Consider the following 402-nt stretch of genomic DNA (forward strand, 5'->3'; position numbering starts at 1 on the left):
ATGCGTGGACGATAGCACAGGTCAAGAGCATTTTGAAAGAGGAAACCTACATCGGTCACAGCATTCACAACAAGCAGAGCAACATTTCATTCAAGAACAAGAAAAAGGTGCGGAAGCCGCAGGAAGAATGGTATCGCGTGGAAAATACCCACGAAGCCATCATTTCTGAAGAAGTGTTCCAAAAAGTTCAGGAGCTGATTGCAAGCAGACGCAGGAAACGCAGAAACGGTACGACACAGATTTTCGCAGGATTGATAAAATGTGCAGACTGCGGATGGTCTTTAGCCTATGGGGAAAACAAGCAGAATAAGAACCCATACGGGTACTACCATTGCAGCAAGAACGGGCAGGGATTACGCCAGTGTTCCATGCACTATATCCGCTATGATGTACTGTATGCCT

Annotated in this window: 1 protein-coding gene; it reads left to right on the forward strand. The window is 46.3% G+C overall.

Features of this window, described 5'->3' with window-relative positions; translation table 11 throughout:
• Positions 1–402 (forward strand): recombinase family protein (locus tag WS40_RS11015; RefSeq protein WP_046442330.1); only part of this gene is annotated, 402 nt, incomplete at both ends.

This window comes from Ruminococcus sp. N15.MGS-57 (genome assembly GCF_000980385.1).
GTDB lineage: Bacteria > Bacillota > Clostridia > Oscillospirales > Ruminococcaceae > Hominimerdicola > Hominimerdicola aceti.